Origin of the sequence: Alteribacter populi, from assembly GCF_002352765.1 — a bacterium.
Taxonomy (GTDB): Bacteria; Bacillota; Bacilli; order Bacillales; family Salisediminibacteriaceae; genus Alteribacter; species Alteribacter populi.
Genome location: NZ_KZ293963.1, coordinates 2,694,980 through 2,711,287, shown reverse-complemented (window position 1 = coordinate 2,711,287; position 16,308 = coordinate 2,694,980). Strand labels below are relative to the sequence as shown.

Annotated in this window: 16 protein-coding genes; 13 read left to right on the top strand and 3 right to left on the bottom strand. The window is 43.3% G+C overall.

What is annotated here, in order from left to right; translation table 11 throughout:
• Positions 1–34: 34 nt before the first annotated feature.
• Positions 35–565: a DUF2529 family protein gene (locus CDZ94_RS12900; RefSeq protein ID WP_096437665.1), complete on the bottom strand. Its 531-nt coding sequence runs from the start codon at positions 563–565 to the stop codon at positions 35–37.
• A gap of 837 nt (positions 566–1,402) precedes the next feature.
• Here CDZ94_RS12900 and CDZ94_RS12895 point away from each other — a divergent pair.
• From CDZ94_RS12895 to CDZ94_RS12855, 8 genes are all read left to right on the top strand, one after another.
• The gene (locus CDZ94_RS12895; protein WP_096437663.1) at positions 1,403–1,765 is read left to right on the top strand and encodes a response regulator; all 363 of its coding nucleotides are present in this window, start codon (positions 1,403–1,405) and stop codon (positions 1,763–1,765) included.
• A gap of 451 nt (positions 1,766–2,216) precedes the next feature.
• Positions 2,217–3,080, top strand: coding sequence for a class II fructose-1,6-bisphosphate aldolase (gene fba, locus CDZ94_RS12890; RefSeq protein WP_096437661.1), 864 nt, complete (start codon positions 2,217–2,219; stop codon positions 3,078–3,080).
• Positions 3,081–3,217: 137 nt separating this feature from the next.
• Positions 3,218–3,862, top strand: a complete 645-nt coding sequence (gene fsa / locus CDZ94_RS12885; RefSeq protein ID WP_096437659.1) for a fructose-6-phosphate aldolase — start codon at positions 3,218–3,220, stop codon at positions 3,860–3,862.
• Positions 3,863–4,281: 419 nt separating this feature from the next.
• Positions 4,282–5,571: a UDP-N-acetylglucosamine 1-carboxyvinyltransferase gene (locus tag CDZ94_RS12875; RefSeq protein WP_096437655.1), complete on the top strand. Its 1,290-nt coding sequence runs from the start codon at positions 4,282–4,284 to the stop codon at positions 5,569–5,571.
• 89 nt (positions 5,572–5,660) lie between these two features.
• Entirely contained in the window at positions 5,661–6,629 is a 969-nt protein-coding gene (glpX, locus tag CDZ94_RS12870) for a class II fructose-bisphosphatase (RefSeq protein ID WP_096437653.1), read from the top strand.
• A 490-nt stretch (positions 6,630–7,119) separates the two neighbouring features.
• On the top strand, positions 7,120–8,394 hold the full coding sequence (gene rho, locus CDZ94_RS12865; RefSeq protein ID WP_096437651.1) for a transcription termination factor Rho: 1,275 nt from the start codon (positions 7,120–7,122) through the stop codon (positions 8,392–8,394).
• A gap of 181 nt (positions 8,395–8,575) precedes the next feature.
• Positions 8,576–8,818: a type B 50S ribosomal protein L31 gene (locus CDZ94_RS12860; RefSeq protein WP_096437649.1), complete on the top strand. Its 243-nt coding sequence runs from the start codon at positions 8,576–8,578 to the stop codon at positions 8,816–8,818.
• 439 nt (positions 8,819–9,257) lie between these two features.
• Positions 9,258–9,881, top strand: a complete 624-nt coding sequence (locus CDZ94_RS12855; RefSeq protein WP_096437647.1) for a thymidine kinase — start codon at positions 9,258–9,260, stop codon at positions 9,879–9,881.
• Positions 9,882–10,179: 298 nt separating this feature from the next.
• On the opposite strand, the gene CDZ94_RS12850 is transcribed toward CDZ94_RS12855, so the two are convergent.
• The gene (locus CDZ94_RS12850) at positions 10,180–10,746 is read right to left on the bottom strand and encodes a maltose acetyltransferase domain-containing protein (RefSeq protein ID WP_096437645.1); all 567 of its coding nucleotides are present in this window, start codon (positions 10,744–10,746) and stop codon (positions 10,180–10,182) included.
• A 175-nt stretch (positions 10,747–10,921) separates the two neighbouring features.
• Between CDZ94_RS12850 and CDZ94_RS12845 the strand changes: the two genes are divergently transcribed.
• Positions 10,922–11,410 (top strand): hypothetical protein, encoded by a 489-nt coding sequence (locus tag CDZ94_RS12845; RefSeq protein ID WP_096437643.1) that lies wholly within the window; start codon positions 10,922–10,924, stop codon positions 11,408–11,410.
• A 137-nt stretch (positions 11,411–11,547) separates the two neighbouring features.
• On the opposite strand, the gene CDZ94_RS12840 is transcribed toward CDZ94_RS12845, so the two are convergent.
• The gene (locus CDZ94_RS12840; protein WP_096437641.1) at positions 11,548–12,879 is read right to left on the bottom strand and encodes an FAD-dependent oxidoreductase; all 1,332 of its coding nucleotides are present in this window, start codon (positions 12,877–12,879) and stop codon (positions 11,548–11,550) included.
• Positions 12,880–13,083: 204 nt separating this feature from the next.
• On the opposite strand from CDZ94_RS12840, the gene prfA reads away from it, so the two are divergent.
• The 4 genes from prfA to CDZ94_RS12820 all read left to right on the top strand — a co-directional run bounded on the left by prfA (position 13,084) and on the right by CDZ94_RS12820 (position 16,283).
• Positions 13,084–14,154: a peptide chain release factor 1 gene (prfA, locus tag CDZ94_RS12835; protein ID WP_096437639.1), complete on the top strand. Its 1,071-nt coding sequence runs from the start codon at positions 13,084–13,086 to the stop codon at positions 14,152–14,154.
• A gap of 3 nt (positions 14,155–14,157) precedes the next feature.
• Positions 14,158–15,030: a peptide chain release factor N(5)-glutamine methyltransferase gene (prmC, locus tag CDZ94_RS12830; RefSeq protein WP_096437637.1), complete on the top strand. Its 873-nt coding sequence runs from the start codon at positions 14,158–14,160 to the stop codon at positions 15,028–15,030.
• A 104-nt stretch (positions 15,031–15,134) separates the two neighbouring features.
• The gene (spoIIR, locus tag CDZ94_RS12825) at positions 15,135–15,752 is read left to right on the top strand and encodes a stage II sporulation protein R (protein ID WP_096437635.1); all 618 of its coding nucleotides are present in this window, start codon (positions 15,135–15,137) and stop codon (positions 15,750–15,752) included.
• A 78-nt stretch (positions 15,753–15,830) separates the two neighbouring features.
• Entirely contained in the window at positions 15,831–16,283 is a 453-nt protein-coding gene (locus CDZ94_RS12820) for a GNAT family N-acetyltransferase (protein ID WP_096437633.1), read from the top strand.
• The last annotated feature ends 25 nt before the right edge of the window (positions 16,284–16,308 follow it).

Sequence of the window (16,308 nt, the reverse complement as noted above, 5' to 3'; positions counted from 1 at the left end):
CTTTTTGCGTTTTAGAAAAGTTGTAGAAAAACCATTACCGGTGTTCGTCCAAAATTTCCTTTGTTGTAAAATAAAGAGCGTAGTAAGCGTAAAGGGCCATCAACAGGCGGGGCTGTCCGATCCGCTCGCCGTCCTCGCCTGGTATCAAGCCGCGGTCCACGCCAAGATCGATCGCTACGTCGGTTAAGTCCTCTAACGAAGGACCTTCGTCTCGTTTTTCACCGGTAAATACAGCGACCGTCTGTATTTGCTGTTCCCTTAGACTATCGGCTACCATACAAGTTGTTGCTTCATGTGGAGAGGGGCTGAATAAAATAACGGTATCAAGTTCGTCAAGTGATTCAAGGTCTGACTCTTCGATTATCAAAGCATTTTCAAACCGATCAACGCCTCTAATTCCTTGAACGAGAATTCCAGCCATATCTCCTGTCCCGTACAGTCCGATCCGTCCACCGCTAACAATCGACTGGGCAATGAGTCGTCCTCCGTCTTCAATGGTTTCTTCTTCACTTTTATGTAACTGATTGATTAATCCTTGCAGTTGCGTTGCAAAAATTTTCTGCATAAAGTATCACTCCTTATAATTGATAGTTGAATGAATTTCATAAAGTAGGGATTGCTGAATAACTCTAGAACTCAAATACAAAGGGTGCCGCTTCCATGGCTTCGCTTTCCGCAGGCAACGCTTCAGCCTCCTATGTCTATTGTACGACAAGAGAGCCTTTTTAGCCCACTACGTCGTTGGACGAAATCTGCGAGACTCCTGCGGAAAAACGGACAGACGAGACCCCGCAGGTGGTTTTCCCGAGGAGGCTTGGCGGTTCGTCCGCGGAAAGCGAGCGGAGGTAGTCCAGCGGAGCTGCAAAGAGATATTATTTTGAATGTGTTTTTTTAAACAAACGAATTATGAAAGTGGTTCAATTAAATAAATATTAAAAGAGGTTTAAGAACCTAAGTAAAGTGGTATAGCTTCCAAGATTGTGTCTGTAATGATTATTTCCTTGTACTTGAATGATTTTACGTGGCTCAACGGTTTTTAAACATTAAACCCAGCTATTTAAATGAACAATTGTAATTATAAGCAACCGATTTAAGAAAGGCACACCCGCGCAGTTGGCCGTAATCTGCGAGACTCCTGCGGAAAAATTGGCCAGCCGAGACCCCGCAGGGCGCCTTTCCCGAGGAGGCTTGGCGGTTCGTCCGCGGAAAGCGAACAGGTGCAGGCCAACGGAGCTACATAAAGTCATTCTTAATTTAACCCCAAGCAATGAAACGATTTTAAACGCTCAAAAAAATAACGCGGACTTCCTCAAAAAAAGAGGGATAATCGTTCTTTTTATCGAATATGGTTAATTGTGATAAAAAATGCAGGGGAATTTCAGTTAAGAGAGGGGTAACAGATTTGAATAAGAAGCTACTTATCGTAGATGATCAGTATGGCATTCGCGTCTTACTCCATGAAGTTTTTGAAAAAGATGGGTATGACACTTATGAAGCATCAAATGGTAAACAAGCTTTATCAATAGTAAATAAACAAAATCCTGATTTAGTTTTGCTGGATATGAAAATTCCAGGAATGGATGGTCTTGAAATTTTAAGGGAAATGAAAAAGATGGGGGCAGAAGCAAACGTGATCATGATGACGGCATATGGCGAGTTGGAAATGATCAATGAAGCGAAAAAGCTTGGTGCACTGGCACACTTTGCAAAACCGTTTGATATTGATGAGGTAAGGAAAAAAGTAAAGGAGCATTTGGCAGTATAATAGAAGCGAAGAACCGGAAGCTGGGTAAAAAACGACTCCGGAAATTGTAACCGATTTCAAAAAAGTTGTGAACCTGGCTTGTCATGATTTCTTATGAATATAGGGTGAAATTCCAATTGGTTATGCTATAATAGACAGGGTAATCAACCCGTTGGAGTGGATCTCTGAAAGAGAATGCTGTGATTGCTGAGAGGATCATGGCTTTTTTGCACGAGTAAGAGTTTATAGTCATTTAGTGTGTGTTCAAAAATGAGGACAATCATTCTCGGAATTTTTGAACACCCTCTAAATATAGTAGAATCTTGTCGTCTGCAAACGTCCGATAAGTACAAACGGTAAGGATAAAACCATTAGTGGTTGCAAATAGTATCATTATCGTCTGTATTCCAATACTTACACATTCCAAGGGCTGATGATAACGCTCGTGAATTTTCAAAGGAGGATATTTAGAATGCCTTTAGTATCAATGAAAGAAATGCTTGAAAAAGGAAAAGCAGAAGGGTACGCTGTAGGTCAATTTAACTTAAATAACCTAGAGTATGCTCAAGCTATTTTACAAGCAGCTCAAGAAGAAAAGTCTCCAGTTATCTTAGGAGTTTCCGAAGGTGCAGGACGTTACATGGGTGGATTTAAGACGGTTGTAAAAATCGTAGAATCTCTCATGGAATCCTACGAAGTAACGGTTCCGGTAGCGATCCACTTAGACCACGGTTCAAGTTTTGAGAAGTGTGTTGAAGCGATTTATGCTGGATTTACTTCTGTTATGATTGACGGTTCTCACCATCCACTAGAGGAAAACATCGCCCTAACGAAAAAAGTGATAGATGTTGCTCATACACTAGGAATTTCAGTTGAAGCTGAGCTTGGTCGTATTGGTGGACAAGAAGATGATCTTATCGTTGACGATGCAGAAGCTGCCTATGCGATTCCTGCTGAATGTGATCAACTTGTTCGTGAAACAAAAGTAGATTGCTTCGCACCTGCATTAGGTTCTGTTCACGGCCCATACAAAGGTGAACCAAACCTCGGCTTCGACCGTATGGAAGAAGTTTCTCAATTAACAGGTGTACCATTAGTTCTTCACGGTGGTACGGGGATCCCTACAAAAGATATCCAACGAGCAATCTCTCTTGGAACTGCGAAAATTAACGTGAACACTGAAAACCAGATCTCTTCTGCGAAACGTGTTCGCGAAGTATTAGATGAAAATCCTGAAATGTACGACCCACGTAAATACATGGGGCCAGCACGCGAAGCAATCAAAGAAACCGTTATTGGTAAAATGCGTGAATTTGGTTCTTCTAACAAAGCGTAAGAAATCCAACAAAGAAAAAAGTTGGCTGCGGGTTTGATCCCGCTCCCAACTTTCTTTTTCCTGTTATTCGTCTTAATCTTTTGATAACAGAAAGCGTTAACACCAGAGGACTAATTATAAATGAAGGGGAAATGAAAATGAAATTCTTTATTGATACTGCTAATGTAGATGAAATCCACGAAGCTCATGAGCTAGGGATTCTTTCCGGAGTAACCACAAACCCTTCTCTTGTTGCAAAAGAAGGTGTTGATTTTCACGAGCGTTTAAAAGAGATTACGAGCATTGTTGAAGGATCTGTAAGTGCAGAGGTCGTATCGACGGACGCAGCAGGAATGATCGAAGAGGGAAAAGAATTGGCTGCCATTGCACCGAACATTACAGTGAAAGTACCGATGACATTGGACGGTTTAAAGGCGGTTCGGACGTTTGCAGAATTAAATATTAAAACAAATGTAACATTGGTTTTCTCAGTAAATCAGGCACTTTTAGCAGCACGAGCGGGCGCTTCATATGTATCACCGTTTTTAGGCCGTTTGGATGATATCGGTCACAACGGACTTGAGTTGATTGAGGCGATCACTGAAGTTTTCGACCTTCATAGTATCGACACGCAAATTATTGCTGCTTCCATTCGTCATCCGCAACATGTGACAGAATCGGCGTTGCGGGGTGCTCACATTGGAACGATGCCGCTTAAGGTTATCCAACAGCTAGTGAAACACCCATTAACAGACTCGGGGATCGAAAAGTTTCTGCAAGATTGGGAAAAAGCGAATCAATAGCTTGATTTTACACAATCAGGCACCTAACATTTAGGTGTCTTTGTCTTTTTCCATAGGCCAGAGGCGCGGAAGTCACGAAGCGTAGTCTATTACTACGTGAGGACTGGAGAGACGACGCAACGAAGAGACTCGACAGCTATTTTTCCCGGACTTTTTGAACTTCCATTATTGGAACGTGTTCAAAAAGGAGGACAAAAAGAGCCGAGAAGATCGAGGCGCGGAAGTCACGAAGCCCGGAGCGTAGGTTATTACTACGTGAGGACTGGAGAGACGACGCAACGAAGAGACTCGACAGCTATTTTTCCCGGACTTTTTGAACTTCCTTTAATAGAAACAGACTGTTTTTATATGAAATGGTTATAATGGATTAAAGAAAAACAATTGCGAACTTGATTAGATTTACGGAAGGGAAGCTGGTTATGGAAAAACTCATGATCGAAGGTGGACATCTGCTCGAAGGCACAATCCCTATCAGCGGTGCGAAGAATAGCGCTGTGGCAGTTATACCTGCTGGAATTCTAGCTGACTCCACTGTTACTATCGATAATTTGCCAAACATTTCCGATGTAGGTATTTTGGCTGAACTGCTGGAGGAAATCGGGGGCACGACAGAACTTGATGGTGATACATTAACGATTCATCCCGAGTCCATGTTTGCGATGCCGCTTCCGAATGGCCATGTCAAAAAGCTGCGCGCTTCGTATTACATGATGGGGGCTATGCTTGGTAAGTTTAAAAAAGCAGTAATCGGACTGCCTGGAGGATGCAATCTGGGGCCTCGCCCAATTGATCAGCACATTAAAGGCTTTGAAGCCTTAGGAGCAAAAGTGACGAATGAGCAAGGTGCGATATATTTACAAGCGAACGAGCTCGTCGGTGCCAGAATATACTTAGATGTTGTTAGTGTCGGTGCTACGATTAATATTATGCTGGCAGCGGTTAGAGCAAAAGGACGTACGGTTATTGAAAATGCCGCAAAAGAACCAGAGATCATTGACGTAGCAACGATCTTAAGCAATATGGGAGCAAAAATTAAAGGTGTAGGGACAAATGTTATCCGAATTGATGGTGTTGACCACCTTTCCGGATGCCGGCATTCGATTATTCCAGACCGGATTGAAGCCGGAACATTTATGCTAGCAGCGGCAGCAATGGGGCGATCGGTCTTAATCGACAATATCATTCCTGATCACTTGGAATCGTTAACGGCAAAGCTTAGGGAAATGGGAGTTCGAATCGAAACGAATGATGATCAGGTATTCATTCATTCAGAGGGGGCTGCTCTTTCAGCCGTCGATGTGAAAACCCTTGTATATCCAGGCTTCCCGACTGATTTGCAACAGCCATTTACGAGCTTATTAACGAAAGCTACAGGTTCGAGTATGGTAACGGATACAATTTACAATGCGCGATTTAAACATATCGACGAACTTCGTCGAATGGGGGCTGACATTAAGGTTGAAGGCCGATCTGCATTAGTTAATGGGGGTAAACCACTACAAGGAGCCCGTGTTCGCGCGAGTGACTTAAGAGCTGGTGCCGCTCTTGTTATCGCTGGACTGATGGCTAACGGTGTCACTGAGATCACAGGCGTTGAGCACATTGACCGCGGATACTCAACGCTGGAAAAAAAGCTGAAAAGCGTCGGTGCTCACGTGTGGCGTGAAACCCTTGATTCAAGGGAAGAAGAAGAGGTAAAAAGTTCTTAAAAGCCAGATGGTGGACGAGATTTAGTACAATAAACAAAATCATTTCTTGAATGGATAAATACCATCAACGGAATTGGGGGAGAGATTGTATGGAAAGAAGTTTATCAATGGAACTAGTTCGTGTAACAGAGGCGGCAGCATTAGCGTCAGCTCGCTGGATGGGAAGAGGAAACAAAGACTCTGCAGATCTAGCAGCAACCGAAGCGATGCGGGATGTTTTTGATACGGTGCCGATGAAAGGTACTGTCGTGATCGGAGAAGGCGAAATGGATGAAGCTCCGATGCTTTATATCGGTGAACGACTTGGTAATGGCTACGGTTCGCGCGTGGATGTGGCTGTCGACCCGTTGGAAGGAACAAACATTGTCGCGAGTGGAGAGTGGAACGCTTTAGCGGTTATTGCGATTGCGGATAAAGGAAACTTACTCCACGCACCTGACATGTACATGGACAAAATTGCAGTAGGTCCTGAAGCAGTAGGGAAAGTCGATATCGACGCACCTGTTATCGACAATTTAAATGCCGTAGCAAAAGCGAAAAATAAAGACATTGAAGATCTTGTAGTCGCGATCTTAAAACGTGAGCGACACGCAAAAAAAATACAAGAGATCCGTGAAGCCGGTGCGCGAATCAAGCTTATGAACGACGGAGATGTAGCTGCTGCGCTCAACACTGCTTTTGAAGAGGATACAGGTGTTGATATGCTCATCGGTTCCGGGGGAGCTCCTGAAGGGGTGCTTGCAGCCGTCGGATTAAAATGCCTCGGTGGTGAAATCCAAGGTAAACTTCTTCCGCAAACAGAAGAAGAACTCTCTCGTTGTAAGAAGATGGGGATCGCAGACATTAACCGTGTCTTACAAATGGATGACTTGGTGAGTGGTGACGACTGTATTTTTGCCGCAACTGGAGTAACAGACGGAGAGCTGTTAAAGGGTGTCCGATATCGTGGTCATACTGGCCGTACTCAATCTATGGTCATGCGTGCCAAGTCGGGAACTGTAAGGTTCGTTGACGGAAAACATAGTTTAAAAAAGAAACCGGATTTAGTTATTCGCTGAGGTGCTTTGTGCGCCTCAGTTTTTTAGATCGTAACAGAGGTCGCTCTACTCTACGTTTAAAATCGCTTTTAACGTTAATACTAGATAAGGAGAAAAGAATAGTGTAAAGAAACGTGAAGTTTCAAAGTAATGCTTGAAAATGTACCTTATTTATGATTAAAATAAAGTGTGTCTATGTAATTTCATACTTAAACTAGTACTCAGGTAAACTTCTTCTAATATGCACCTGTACTTCAACCTCAAGTCACTTCTCGTGAACTCCGATTTTTACCCTTCTTCGGTCATGTCCAATACAAAAAATAGAAGCTAATGACCTATTGAATGGATTAAAGACTTACTTAAATAGTAGTGCGTGTTTAAAAGGCGCATAAAAAGAGCCGAGTAGATCCGAGGCGGTACTTATCAGAAGTTTCTTTAGCACGACAGCTATTTTAAGCAGATTTATTGAACGTCATTATAAAAAGATTATAGAAAAGGTGTGATTAAATTTATGGGAGTCACCTTATCTCAATTGGAGCATATGAAGCTCAAAGAATTGTACGAGCTAGCAAAAGAGCATAAAGTCTCTTACTACAGCCAATTGACTAAAAAAGAACTAATTTTTGCGATTTTAAAAAAGCAAGCTGAAAAAGAAGACCTCATGTTTATGGAAGGGATTCTTGAAGTAGTCCCAACAGAAGGCTTTGGTTTCTTGCGTTCGAATACGTATAAGCCAAGCTCTCAGGATATTTATATATCCGCCTCACAAATCCGTCGCTTTGAACTACGAAACGGCGATAAAGTTTCCGGAAAAGTGAGAAAACCAAAAGAAAATGAACGTTATTACGGGTTGTTACAAGTCGCAGCAGTAAATGGACAAGAGCCTGAACTCGCGCGCAGCCGGCCTCATTTTCCACAGTTAACACCTTTATATCCACAAGAAAAGATGACATTAGAATACGATCCCCGTATGGTCGCATCCCGTGTTATTGACATGATTGCACCGGTAGGGTTCGGTCAGCGTGGCTTAATTGTTGCTCCACCAAAAGCAGGGAAAACCTTACTTTTAAAAGAAGTAGCGAATAGTATTGCCGAAAATCATCCCGATCATGAATTGATCGTCTTGTTAATCGATGAACGTCCTGAGGAAGTAACAGACATGGAACGTTCGGTCAAAGGAGAAGTTGTTAGCTCAACCTTTGACGAAGTACCTGAAAACCATATTAAAGTAGCTGAGCTTGTCTTAGAGCGCGCTATGCGGTTAGTAGAGCATAAAAAAGACGTCGTCATTTTAATGGATAGTATTACGAGACTAGCTCGTGCTTATAACTTGGTTATTCCACCGAGCGGAAGAACATTATCCGGAGGGATTGACCCTGCCAGTTTCCACCGTCCAAAACGATTCTTTGGTGCTGCGAGAAATATCGAAGAAGGCGGCAGCTTAACGATTCTTGCTACAGCTCTTGTTGACACAGGATCACGTATGGATGATGTCATTTACGAGGAGTTCAAAGGAACTGGGAACAGTGAAATTCACCTTGATCGTAAATTGGCAGAGCGCCGTATATTCCCGGCGATTGATATCCGCCGTTCCAGCACGCGTCGTGAAGAGCTTCTTTTGCCTAAAAAGCAAATTGACAACCTATGGGCGATGCGTAAAACAATGAACGATCAACCGGACTTTTTGGAACATTTCCTGAAAAAAGTAAAGCATACAAAAACGAACGAAGAATTCTTCAATTCTTTTGAACAGGAAAAGACAGGAAAAATGCGAATAAAATCGTAGAAGCCTTTCTATGGCAACGTTTTTTAAATAATCAATGGCATGATAGAATTGTAACCACCTGTTGCAAATCGTCGATACACTTGGTATAATTTCGACATGTGCGAAAGTCAGTGTGTACAAAGCGTACGCATTGAATTTGAACTCTGACTCGAAAGATTCAGGGCGGAAGGAGATGAAAAGAATGAAAGCAGAAATCCATCCTAAATATCAAAAAGTTGTATTTAAGGATACAAGCACGGGCTTTATGTTCTTAAGCGGTTCTACTAGAGGATCAGAAGATACAGTTGAGTGGGAAGATGGCAACACTTACCCATTAATCAACGTTGAGATTAGTTCTGACTCTCACCCGTTCTACACTGGTAAACAAAAGTTTGCCGATGCTGGTGGACGTGTGGACCGTTTCAAAAAGAAATACAACCTCTAGTCATTTTTTGGATAGCAAAGACAGGCAAGGATCCGTTCTTGCCTGTTTTTTTTGCCCTTCACTTTGAAAATCGGTCGAAAGTATGGGCAGATGAAGTTTTGCACACCCGTCATTCATTTTGACTATAAAACAGTATGCGTTCGATAGACTGTGTATTGCCTTCATTTTTGGCAGGTAACTTCTTAAAAAGAGCGTTGTGTTTTATATTGAGAGGGTAATATAATGATGAAAAGTGTCAAACATCATATTTTTGGAGGAGTAGGTAAGCTTTGAACGATCAGTTACCTACATTCTTGAAGTTTACATATAATGGGTAGGTTCAAGTGGGAGACAATCAGAGCTGGGAAGATGGAAGGTAACGAAGAGTTAAACAGTTGTGATACCCGGAACTTTTTGACTATCCTCTATAAGATAGCAATAGAAGCAGGGAGAGGTTTTCATGAATTTGACAAGAAAAGAAGGATGGCTGGAAGTCGTCTGTGGAAGTATGTTCTCAGGAAAGTCGGAAGAGCTTATTCGCCGGGTGAGACGGGCAAGTTTCGGTAAGCTCAATGTCCAAGTTTTTAAACCTGCTATGGATAACCGCTACAGCGAAAAAGAAGTAGTATCCCATAACGGAACGAAGGTTTACGCTTTGCCAGCCAAGAATTCTACAGATATCATGAATCAAATCGAACACTCTACTCAACTTGTTGCGATCGATGAAATCCAGTTTTTCGATACAGGGGTCATCGATGTAGTACAGGATTTGGCTGATCAAGGGATCCGTGTCATTTGCGCTGGGCTTGATCAGGACTTCAGAGGAGAGCCATTTGGCTGCATGCCTCAGCTCATGGCGTTAGCTGAAACAGTGACGAAGCTTCAAGCGATCTGCTTATCTTGTGGCTCGCCCGCAAGCCGAACGCAACGTCTTATTGATGGTAAGCCGGCATCCTATAATGACCCGATCATTTTAGTGGGCGCATCGGAGTCATACGAACCTCGCTGTCGCCATTGTCATGAGGTTCCCGGTAAACCGGCACCTTCTTATTATGAAAAAGAAAAAGTCGAATCCCCGTTATAAAAGAAACTGTAAAAAGCCTTTTCATGTAGAATGAGAAGGTTTTTTCGTTATTTGTGGATTATTGTTGTTAATTGTCGAATAGTCGATATCGTGACCATTTCCGCTGATACTTGCTAAAATTCCGCTGAAAAAGCCAATATGTATTGACGATCAACTCTTCTTCAGCAGATAAAACTTAATAAGTTTACTTATTTCGAATAATTCTTAGCTTATAAAGCGTTTTTCCACTTAAATGAGGCAAAAGTGCAACATTGCAAACAAAACTCAAAGCCCCTTGAAAATACCAGACTGAAGCATCTTATTTTTCCACGTTAATTTCCTTAATAATCCTCGCTGGATTCCCGCCCACGACAACATCATCAGGGATATCCTTCGTAACGACAGCCCCGGCCGCAATAACGGCGTTGTTCCCAATCGTTACACCAGGCATGATAACGGCTCTGCCGCCAATCCATACATTATTTCCAATGGTAACCGGTTTTCCGAATTCAGAACCGGAGTTGCGGTCGGCCGGCTCAAGTGGGTGAGAGGCTGTGTAGATATGTACTCCTGGTGCTAGCATACAGTTGTCACCAATTTTCACAGGGCAAACATCAAGGATGACGCAATCAAAATTGGCATAAAAATTTTCGCCTACGTGAATATTATATCCGTAGTCACAGCGGAAGGTCGGTTCGATAAAAATGTCTCCTGAAACCGTTCCGAATAAATCTTTTATCAACGATTCGCGAATTTCGTAATTAGTTTCTGTCGTTATGTTGAATGATCGTGTGAGCTTGCGGCATTGCTCCCGATCTTTAATGAGTTCAGGATCTCCTGGAACATATCGTTCTCCAGTAATCATTTTTTCTTTTTCCGTTGTCATTCATTATCCTTCCTCTCTCCTCAATATCGATTTATTGTAATGGATTGGTATCAAAAGTTCAATGAACACGTGTTATGGGGTGGGATTTCTTGTCGGTGGAGTAGATAAAAAAATAAGGTTTCCTCGACTAAAAACCGCTCGATAAGGTTAAGCTATCGAATAGGAGGTGTTCATCATGAAAGCCGTCTTTAAGAGCCTCGTTTTGCTTATGTTTATCATGACCTTAGGCTGCTCTGATTTAGATACACCCGAAGTTGGGGGCATGAATGAACCAAACAATATAAATGAAAATGAACACAATGTAACATACGGACTGCTTGGACCTGGGCCGGTTAACTATGGTGTAATTAATGACCAGAGAAGACCGCATCAAGAAAATGAATTGAATCACACTGGCTTAAGCTATCGTGATCCAAAAGCAGCCCGGCAGGATATTGGCGAGGACCAAGACATGATTGAAAACATCGTATATGAGACAGAAGGCGTTACCCCAGGGATGGTTGTTATTGTAGGCGGCCAAGCCTGGGTGAATATTATGTTTAACGATAATGGTCAGGGATTAACACAGCAAGACCAAGATCAGAAGGTTAGTGAAGTAGAGGAAAAATTAAAGCAAGCCAACCCTCGCTACGAATATCGCGTGTCTGTTAATGACCGCACTTAACCAACGCTCCCCCTATTTTATATAAAAGAAAGGCACCCCCCCAAAGGGAGGTGCCTTTCTTTCGTCTAATCATAATCACCTGCCTATCCCACAATTTTACACAAAATTGTGCGGGGACAGTCCCCACTTTGACCCCCCTACTTTATTCTGCGGGCGGCTTGTTGGATTGGGTCCCACACGCCGTTGTATGGTGGAGCGTAGCTGATGTCGAGGTTTTCGATATCGTCTATGGTCATGCGGTGGTACAGGGCTGTGGCTGCGACGTCAATTCGCTTGTCGACGCCATGTTTACCGACAGCTTGCAGACCTAAAAATTGTCCTGTTTTTTTATCGCTGAGGATGATGATTAATAGCGATTCACTTCCTGGATAATAGCCAGCGTGCGAATGCCCTTTAAATAGAAGGCTGTCGTACTCTAGGCGAAGATCGTCGGCTTCTTTTTCTCCAAGGCCGGTTTTTCCTACGGTTAAATCAAAAAATTTCATGATCGACGTACCTACCATGCCTTTGAACGGTTGTGATCCGCCGGCCATATTGATCCCGGCAATGCGGCCTTGTTTGTTGGCGTGAGTGCCAAGGGGCTGATAGTCATCTTTCTCTTTAATGATGTGATACTGAGTGGCGCAATCTCCAGCGGCATACAAATCGGTTAGGTTCGTTTCCATATATGAATTTACGTGGATAGCGCCCTTTTCTAGCATATGAACTTGGTTGGAGTCTATCCAGTCGGTGTTTGGTGTTATACCAACTGCAATGATGACCATGTCTGTTTTGTATTCACCTTGATCTGTAAAAACTGAGCTGACTCGTTTATCTCCTTCAAAACGTTCTACGGTTTCTCCGGTGATAATTTCCAGACCGAATCGTTCGGCTTCGCTTTCGATTTCTGCACTGATTTCTTTTTCTAAACCTGCGCCTAGACGGTCGGCTTTTTCAATAATCCGGACGTTTTTCCCTTTTTCCACAAGGTTTTCGGCTACTTCAAGTCCGATATAGCCACCGCCGATAATCGTCACGCCTAAGACGTCATCATTCATGTCAGAAACAATCGCTTCAGCATCGGGAATCGTCTTAAGCGTATGAATACCTGTTAAATCACGCCCTTCAATCGGTGGGAGGACTGGCGAGGCACCAGTTGCAATTAAGCATTTATCGTAGGAGAGCTCAAAAGGTTTCCCGGTTTTTAAGTCCATCCCCTTGACGATTTTTCCAACAGGATCTAAATCAGTGACTTCGTGGTAAATTCGAGCGTCGATCCCGTATTTTTCTTTAAATGTATCGCGGTCACGGGCAATGAGATCGTCACTTGAATCTGTCAGCCCGCCAATGTAATAGGGCAGGCCGCACTGTGCGTATGAATAGATGGCGCCCCGTTCAAGTGTTGTGACATTTGCTTGATCGTCGTTTCGAATGATTTGCATCGCGGCACTCATGCCAGCTGCGTCGCCGCCAATAATGACATAGTTCATTGAAGCTGCCTCCTTAAATTAACAAAATTAGTTCTAAGTTCTAATTCAAAAAAATACGCTATTTACAATATCCCACTCTTTTCGATAAAAAAAACGAGGAGTTTGCTAAAAGTATGTGTTACCCTTCTAGAACAAAAGCACTTTTGACTGGAGAGTTCCACTGTACTATAATAAGACTGTTATGCAGAAGATGAGGTGAAGAAGATGTTTGAACGCCTGCAAGCGGTTGAAGAGCGTTATGAACGATTAAATGAATTATTAATGGACCCGGAAGTGATTAGTGATACGAACAAACTTCGGGAGTATTCCAAAGAACAAGCAGACATTGAAGATACAGTACAGACCTACAGAGAATACAAAGAAGTGAAATCTCAGTACGACGATGCCCGCGAGATGCTAAACGACAGTCTTGACAATGAAATGCACGAGATGGTCAAGATGGAGATGGAAGAACTCTCTGAACAAATTCCACCGTTGGAAGAAAAGCTCCGCGTCCTGCTTTTACCAAAAGATCCGAACGACGACAAGAACGTAATTGTTGAAATTCGTGGCGCTGCCGGCGGGGACGAAGCGGCTTTATTTGCCGGTGACTTATACCGTATGTATTCCCGTTTTGCTGAAGAGCAAGGCTGGAAAACGGAAGTGATTGAGTCAAATCAGACGGGAATTGGCGGTTTTAAAGAGGTCATATTTATGGTGAATGGAAAAGGCGCGTACTCCAAGTTGAAATATGAAAATGGTGCGCACCGCGTTCAACGTGTGCCGTCTACAGAGTCTGGCGGACGTATTCATACGTCAACGGCTACAGTTGCCGTAATGGCTGAAGCAGAAGAAGTAGAAGTCGACATTCACGAAAAAGACATTCGCGTTGACACATTTGCTTCAAGTGGACCGGGTGGACAAAGTGTAAACACGACGATGTCTGCCGTTCGTTTAACGCACGAGCCAACAGGAACTGTAGTATCCTGTCAGGATGAAAAGTCGCAAATTAAAAACAAAGAAAAAGCGATGAAAGTGTTGCGTGCACGTATTTACGATAAGGTACAAAAAGAAGCGCAAGCCGAAATTGATGAAAGCCGTAAGTCTGCTGTTGGTACAGGGGACCGCTCGGAGCGAATTCGTACGTACAATTTTCCGCAAAGCCGAGTAACGGACCACCGAATCGGTTTAACCATTCAAAAACTTGATCAGATCTTGCAAGGAAAGCTTGATGAAATTATTGATTCTTTGATCGTAGAAGAACAGTCAAAAGCGATGGAAGAGGCAGGCGAGTAATCGATGCAGCAAAAAGTGTTTGAAGCCCTACGCTGGGCTTCTTCTTTTTTAGAAGAATACGAAATGGAACAAGGGATCGCAGAGGTACTCCTCACACATCACACTAACTGGTCACGGTCGCGTTGGCTTGCTGAATTGCAGACTGAGCTCCCTGTTGCTGTGCTGGAGGCATTTCAACGCGATGTCAAAAAAGCCGCTACAGGTGTACCGGTCCAACACTTGACCGGAAAAGAAACGTTTTACGGAAGGGAATTCACCGTAACGAAGGATGTTCTCATTCCTCGGCCTGAAACTGAAGAGCTCTTGGAAGCGGTCCTCGCAAAAATCGAAGAGATGTTTTCTCCTAATCTCCCTCTGCGAATTGTCGATGTCGGTACTGGGAGCGGGATTATTGCCATTACTCTGGCTAAGGAACTTGCTCATAGATGCGTTCCTGTGATGATCCAGGCAGTAGACATTTCAGATCAGGCGTTAGTGGTGGCGAAAAAGAATGCGGAGATCCATGAGGCTAACGTGACATTTCTAAATGGAGATTTGCTCGAGCCTCTGACTGAAAAAGAACAGTGTGTGGACATTGTCGTTTCAAACCCGCCTTATATTCCAGAGCGGGACCGCGAGACACTCCACAAGACGGTTCGTCACTTTGATCCTGAGACGGCGTTGTTTGGAGGAGCTGATGGTCTCGACCTTTACCGACGGTTTGCTGAACAGTTATCGAAAGTCGTTGCGACACCAGCACTCGTGGCGTTTGAAATTGGTTTTGATCAAGGGGATTCGGTTTCCGCGATTTTACAAAAGGCTTTTCATGGCTCAGCTGAAGTGGGCGTGAAACAAGACATTAATGGTAAGGATAGGATTGTAATAGTTAAAATATGATGTATACGAGTCGCCCGAGCTTTGTCACAAGTTGTCGGGCGATTATTTGTTTACTTTCTTTCACTGGTGACGAGACTGTTTAGTGAAAGGAAGGTGTCAGAAAAATGAGACAACGAGCCCTTATTTATACGATTATTTCTTTTCTAGTGTTAATTATGAGTTGGGAATCGCAACGGGTGAATCCGGCGTTTGCGAATGATCCGGAGGCGATTCCTGAGGATTCGATTCGCTTACGTATTTTGGCCAATAGTAATTCGCCTGCTGATCAGCTGGTGAAGCGCAATATTCGTGATGCTATTAATGAACAAATGATGATGTGGGTACAAGATATCGATTCGTTAGAAGATGCGCGAACGTTAACGGAATCGCGTTTGCCTGAACTAGAAGCGATTGTGGATAGTGAGCTGGAGGATGCTGGTATCGATGAAGCTTTTGAAGTGTCTTTTGAAGAAGTGAATTTTCCGACGAAGCTTTATGGAAATTACTTATACCCGGCTGGTGAATATGAAGCGGTCCTAGTTTCGTTAGGGGACGGGCAGGGTGACAATTGGTGGTGTGTCTTGTTTCCTCCGCTATGCTTTTTAGACTTTGCCAACGGGGATGCTGTGGCGCATGAAGAAGAAGGGGAAGACCCAGAAGTGGAGGAGGATGCTGAAGAAGTTGAGGTGACGTTTTTCTTTGCTGAATTTTTTAGTGGGATAAAAGAGCGTATTTTTGGATAATCTGTCCTGTTTTCGAATAATCCACAACTTGTCCACATAGAGTGTAGAAATTGGCATTCGAAAGGAAGGGTGGATATTGTGAGTGTAATTGTGCGAAAAGCAGAGGAAGAAGATACATTAAAGCTGCAACGTTTACTAGTTAAAGCAGGTGTTGTTGAACAAGTTTATGATCAAGAACCGACGGAGTTTCTTGTTGCAGAGAATGATCAAGCTGAACTCGTCGCGACAGCGGGCTTAGCTGAAATCGGTGAAGAAGAAGTGTTTCTCCGTTCTCTCGTGATTGACTCGGAAAAAGTGACGGGTGCTTTTCTACTCGAATTTTTAGAAACAGCTACAGCATTTGCGGGGCAAAAAGGCTACCGCTCCTTATACTTATTAACAGCTGGCCAGCAATCGTTCCTTGAACAAATGGGGTTTTCCTTGATAGCGGACGAGCAAATACCGCAGAAGGTAAAGGAATCGAAGCACTATAAACAAAATGTGACTCGAAGTCCGAAAGTTATGCACACAAGAATAACTGTGGATAATTGAATGGGTTGCCCACAAGTTATCAACA